The following is a 5,417-nucleotide window of genomic DNA, read 5'->3' as shown; positions in this document are numbered from 1 at the left end:
TTATAATTGTATACTATTGATTTCATAGCAGTTACTTGCTCAATGCTATACCCTATACCTTCTCTTCCTATACCAGAATCTTTTCTTCCTCCAAATGGATAATAATTAATTCCATGTTTTGACGACTGACCTCCTCCCCGCCCTGAAGGGTGGGAATTCCCTGAGGTCTTAAGGGTTACACCCCTTTTATGGGTGCTACTCTATTATCCTCCAAGCCGATATTGCGGGAGAAATCGGCTCCCGCTCCTCATGTTTTAAGAGTTGATCGGCTTGGAGTTCTATTTTATTACACTTGTTAGTTGGGGTAGATGCATACTCATATTTCAGTGACGCATACCCCTTTAGCAACTATCTCAATTTTTAATAAGTTTTTAAATTTTAAAAAAACTTTACCTCGCCCCCTAGAAGAGGCGAGGTTTGTCGTTCGCTTTATCACATATGTCATTAAAGAATGGATCGTCTAAATTAAGCTTTGTCTTCCCCATTATATTAAACTGACTCATTTCTTTCCCTATTAACTATTATTTTAAACGTTATTAAGTTCTAGTATATTGTTTTTTAATATAAAATCTTGACTTAATCTAAATTAAAACTAAAAATATTTTAACTTATTATAACAGTAATTAAATTTGGTGTCAAAATTTGTTGTCAAAAAATCCGCTTGATCCTTTTGTTAAGGTAGAAGGTGATAGAGTTTCAGAAGTTGTTAGATTAGCTGCTATAGCTGAGCTTGATGCTATAAATTTATATATGCAACTTGCTAGCCAAACCAGCGATGAATCTGTTAAGAAGGTTTTAGTTGATATTGCTAATGAAGAAAAAACTCATTTCGGTGAATTCCTTGAATTACTTAAAAGGCTTGATCCTAGACAAGTTGTTGAACTTGAAAAAGGGACTAAAGAAGTTTCATCCCTTTTAGAAAGCCCAGCAAAAAATTCAAACGATAAAGCCTTAGATCCATTAGGCCCGCTTAATGATGTTGAAGTAAATGAAATCAAATCTGTAATAAATGAAACTTTATTAAAAACAGCGAAATTTAGATCTTTTATGGCTACATTAATGCTTGGCGATGGTACACTAGCCGTTCCTTCAGAAAGATTTTTGGAGGGAAATATAATTAAATCTTCCGTTGATATAATTCCTTTGCAAAAAATTAGCACGTATTTCAGCATAGAACAAGATATTCTTGATTACTTTAGGAGAATGCTGTCTAAGCCCGTTATTTCTTCAGTCACTTGGGCTTCTACATTATTAGCACAGCAAGAAGATGCTTTAATATTTAATACGATCTCATCTCAGTCTAAGGTCAAAATTCAAGGTAGCTGGTCTTCTCCTGGTTACTTTACATCTCTAATATCAAAGGCCATTAATAACATTTCTTCAAAATCCCAGCTAAGTTTAATAATTTCACCTTCTGACAAAGCATACTTATCATCTATTGTAGATCCTTCAGGTATTGATGAGCTAACAAGGGTTAGCAGAGTAGTAGATAAAATAGTTGTTTCTGAAGGTGCAAAATATGGAGATGCTTTACTTTTTTCTTCAAACCAAGCAATAGCAGATATAGTATTTGGAGCAAGTAGCAAAATTGATTATATAGGTTTACAAAGCTCTTCTCATGTATTTGAAATTTGGGAAAGTTTAGCTATTAGAGTGAAAAACCCAGAATCTATAGCATTAATAAGCAGGCAAGATTGATTTTTAATTGTTAACCGGGGGGTTAACAATTAAAAATCAATGAAACTCACATGTATATATTTGAAGGCCCTTCTTTTTGAGTCTCTGATTGAAGCATTTTCACTATCTTATCAATTTCTTCTCTTTGTTTAACTGCCAGCTGTTCTAGTTCTGGAACTGCCGCTTCCATTTTTAATAGGCTCTTTAATATTGCTTTTACCCCAACAAAAGCTGCATCATAATCTACACCTTCAACTATTGAATATGGTAAAACCATAATTGTTGGTATTTTTAATTTTTCCAAATAAATATAAAGCAATGCAAGAGGGCCTACAACTCCTAAACCTTTTTCCATCTTAGGTGCTTCTAGTGAAGGTTCGTTGTAAGATGTATTGCTAATCCATCTATACCCATAAACTTCGTTTTCGTTCATAAACTCCCTGCTAAGCCCTCCAACCAATACAGCATATTTAAATCCCATTTGTTTGATCCAGCTTGAAATCTTTTCACTAAACACATTTTGATCTATTATTTCTGGAACGGCCCTGTTCATTAGGACTGTTATATTATTGTTTTGATATATTTCGAAAGGCAATCCTATCCCATCATCTTCAACTAAAATAACTGATGGCATTCTTTCAGTCATAATATATCCTACTTTCTTCATTTGTAAAGCAACCGAAAGGTATTTTGGTACGGTATATCCAACCCTTCCAAATCCAGGAAATCCTGTTATTATTACATTATCTCTAAAAACTTCTTCTTTTACATTTAAAATTATCTCAACCTTTCTGCTCATCTTTCAACACCTTTCTTATTCTTACAGCTTCTCCTTTCCCTATTGATTTCATTATAAACCCAGGCACCCTACCCTTTCCTATACCTAATATTTCCCCCTTATTATTTATTATCACAACCTCATCCCCAGGTTTTATTGTTGGGTCTGCATCTATTACATCTATTCCCATAACATCCCCCAAATAGTTTACCCCTTCTTTCACAACCACCCTATATTTAGGATATTCTGAATTTTCCAATATGATTTTTCCTGATTCTATATCTAAAGTGAAACCAAAATCAGTAGGTCTTAGAGTCATTATTCTTTTTTCCCCTAAATAAATATATCTAATCTTACCCAACCTTATGGAAACCTTTAGGGGCTTTTTGATAAAGGCTTCAGCAACTTTATAATCAAACTGGTATGATAATATCGTTTTAATAGTTTCTAATTGAGATTCGTCAGGCTCAACTATTTTCATTTTTCCACCTTACTAAACAGAATCTTTTTTATCTCTTCTTCTTTAATTGCCCCTTCCCTTAAGATTTTTAGATTACCATTTATAATGCTCACAACAGTGCTTGATATACCTATCCTGGCTTGCCCTCCGTCTATGTAAAGGTCTACCTTATCTTTTAGCATTTTATAAGCTTCTTCAACATTTACCGGTGATTTCATATGAGATATGTTAGCGCTGGTCCCAATAATAGCCCCTCCTACTTCTCTTGCTATAGATCTACAGAAATAGCAGTTTGGTAGCCTTACCCCAATGCTTCCCCAAACGGATAGATGTGAAGGAGCATTATCTGATAGGTTTTCTACTATAGTTAGGCTTCCTGGCCAAAATGCTTTGGCCAGCTTCCAAAACATTTCGCTTGGTTTAACTAATGAAAATGCGTCGTGACTTTCCCCTAAAAGTATAGGTAAGGGCTTACCTTCTTCCCTTCCTTTTATCTCATATACCCTTCTCATAGCTTTTTCATTAAATGGGTCTGCGGTTAAACCATAAACAGTATCTGTTGGTATAACAACTACTCCTCCATTTTTTATAACTTCAGCAACCTCTTTTATAACTTCTTTATTTGGGCAATCGATATCTACTTTAATTATTTTCATTTCCATTTCCCTATTTTTTCTTAAGGCTAATCTTTTTATACCTTTTTGGTCATTAATTTTTTTATGGTGACTATAATGTCAATAAAGGAGCTTAAAGGAAAAGATATGCTATGCCTCAAAGATTTTACGTCGGAGCAAGTTAAGTATTTAATTGATTTAGGATTAGATCTAAAACGTAGATATCATGCCGGAGAAAGAATTTTAAACACATTAAATGGTAAAAGCATTGCAATGATATTTGAAAAACCTTCTACAAGGACTAGAGTTAGCTTGGAAGTAGCCGCTTATCAATTGGGAGCACAACCAATAACATTAGGATGGAATGAGCTACAGCTAGGAAGAGGCGAGCCCATAAAAGATACTGCTAGAGTTCTTTCAAGATTCGTTAACGGCATTACGGCTAGAGTAAAAAACCACAATGATTTGATTGAACTAGCAAAATATGCAGATATCCCAGTAATAAATGCTTTGAGCGATCTATCTCACCCAATGCAGGTTATAGCTGATTATATGACCATATATGAAAAGAAAGGTAGGTTTAAGGGATTAAAGCTTGCTTTTATAGGTGATGGAAGCGACAATATGGTTCATAGCCTAATGATAGCTGCTTCCCAATTAGGTATTGATTTTTATCTTGGTTCTCCAAAAGATTTAAAACCAAACGATGAAATATTTAAAGCTGCTAAAGGCTTTGCCGAAATTAACGGTTCCAATATAGTTATTACCGAAGATCCCTTAGAGGCTGCAGATAAGGCAGACATTATTTATACAGATGTCTTTGTTAGCATGGGACAGGAGGATATAGCGGAAGCAAAGAAAAAATTATTAAAGCCTTATCAAGTTAACGTAAAGCTTATGGAAAAAGCTAATAATAATGCCATATTTTTACATTGCCTCCCTGCACATAGAGGAGAAGAAGTTACAGATGATGTCATAGAAGGTCCTTGGTCAGTAGTTTGGGATGAAGCTGAAAATAGGCTACACAGTGAAAAGGCTATCTTAACTTCTCTCATACCATAAAACATGATTCAACATTTCTTGCATCTATTTCTATAGGATCTAGGGGAACAACTTTTAAATGATTCCTTATTGATTTTAGAACTAAGTTTTTGTCTTTAATATTTAAATAAAAGATGCTATCATAAACATTTATTAAAGGTATTTTCATCATATTTTCTTCAAGCTCATGTATAAAGTAAAAACCTGTTATACTATTAGTGGCCCTTCTGATCAAATTATTATAATGCTCTTCCTTATAAGTTTCCATATCAGAAACCAAATCCATATAAGTTCCAAGACCTTCAACAATTACTATATCAGGCTTTTCATACCTTTCTATGCTTTCTGCAGTCATTTCAAGATCTATTATGGATTTAGACGAAGGATTTAAATTCCTTATGCTTAAATTGCTAATTAATTGTTGATAGTTTCTGGGGTAATATTCAAGGCACTTGCCTATTCTATCCCTTATAGTTTTTTCACCATGAAAATAACTTCTATAAACAATCTTATACCCCTTTACCAATAATGTCGGTATTATAAATGTTGATATAAACGGTAAAGGGTCTATACTTGGATTTGCTATAAACATATTTTGAGTCCCTGGGGCAAAAGGAATCTTATTTGTACCAATCTTTAATTCAACATACTCCTTCGTGGGGCTTATACCAGAAGGTATAGCATTCATATTTGGAGGAACTCTAAAAGATATTATATCAGGAGAACCTATTATAAATGGTACTTCTCCTACGCTTATCTCATTCCCCCTCATCTTTCTTATTTCCATAAGCCTAATCAATTTTCTTTTTATTATCTTGCTCTTCAGTATTACAACCCCATCAGTTAT

The 5,417-nt window shown here is 33.8% G+C and carries 7 protein-coding genes and 1 pseudogene; 2 read left to right on the top strand and 6 right to left on the bottom strand.

What is annotated here, in order from left to right:
• Both RXO53_RS07680 and RXO53_RS07675 read right to left on the bottom strand, forming a co-directional pair.
• Nucleotides 1–119, bottom strand: a pseudogene (locus tag RXO53_RS07680) (aldehyde dehydrogenase family protein); the annotation flags it as partial.
• Between the two features lie 76 nt (nucleotides 120–195).
• Complete coding sequence (locus tag RXO53_RS07675) at nucleotides 196–348, bottom strand: hypothetical protein (protein WP_410713640.1); 153 nt, start codon at nucleotides 346–348, stop codon at nucleotides 196–198.
• 297 nt (nucleotides 349–645) lie between these two features.
• Between RXO53_RS07675 and RXO53_RS07670 the strand changes: the two genes are divergently transcribed.
• On the top strand, nucleotides 646–1,698 hold the full coding sequence (locus RXO53_RS07670; protein ID WP_410713639.1) for an encapsulin: 1,053 nt from the start codon (nucleotides 646–648) through the stop codon (nucleotides 1,696–1,698).
• A 46-nt stretch (nucleotides 1,699–1,744) separates the two neighbouring features.
• On the opposite strand, the gene RXO53_RS07665 is transcribed toward RXO53_RS07670, so the two are convergent.
• From RXO53_RS07665 to RXO53_RS07655, 3 genes are read right to left on the bottom strand one after another with little or no spacing between them, the layout of a single operon-like run.
• The gene (locus RXO53_RS07665; RefSeq protein ID WP_410713638.1) at nucleotides 1,745–2,476 is read right to left on the bottom strand and encodes a proteasome assembly chaperone family protein; all 732 of its coding nucleotides are present in this window, start codon (nucleotides 2,474–2,476) and stop codon (nucleotides 1,745–1,747) included.
• Nucleotides 2,460–2,936, bottom strand: a complete 477-nt coding sequence (locus RXO53_RS07660; RefSeq protein WP_410713637.1) for a PUA domain-containing protein — start codon at nucleotides 2,934–2,936, stop codon at nucleotides 2,460–2,462. The genes RXO53_RS07665 and RXO53_RS07660 overlap by 17 nt, the downstream gene beginning before the upstream one ends.
• Entirely contained in the window at nucleotides 2,933–3,571 is a 639-nt protein-coding gene (locus tag RXO53_RS07655; RefSeq protein WP_410713636.1) for an L-threonylcarbamoyladenylate synthase, read from the bottom strand. Before RXO53_RS07655 ends, RXO53_RS07660 begins: the two co-directional genes overlap by 4 nt.
• A 75-nt stretch (nucleotides 3,572–3,646) precedes the next feature.
• Between RXO53_RS07655 and argF the strand changes: the two genes are divergently transcribed.
• Nucleotides 3,647–4,591 carry an ornithine carbamoyltransferase gene (gene argF, locus RXO53_RS07650; protein WP_410713635.1) on the top strand — a complete coding sequence of 315 codons (945 nt, stop codon included), beginning with the start codon at nucleotides 3,647–3,649 and terminating at the stop codon, nucleotides 4,589–4,591.
• Here argF and RXO53_RS07645 read toward each other — a convergent pair.
• The coding region (locus RXO53_RS07645; protein WP_410713634.1) for an ATPase domain-containing protein at nucleotides 4,581–5,417 on the bottom strand (837 nt) is incomplete at its 5' end. The genes argF and RXO53_RS07645 overlap by 11 nt on opposite strands.

The sequence above is a fragment of the Caldisphaera sp. genome, assembly GCF_046536515.1.
GTDB lineage: Archaea > Thermoproteota > Thermoprotei_A > Sulfolobales > Acidilobaceae > Caldisphaera.
Note: the sequence above shows the minus strand (reverse complement) of the source record. Positions and strands in the feature narration are given on the sequence as shown.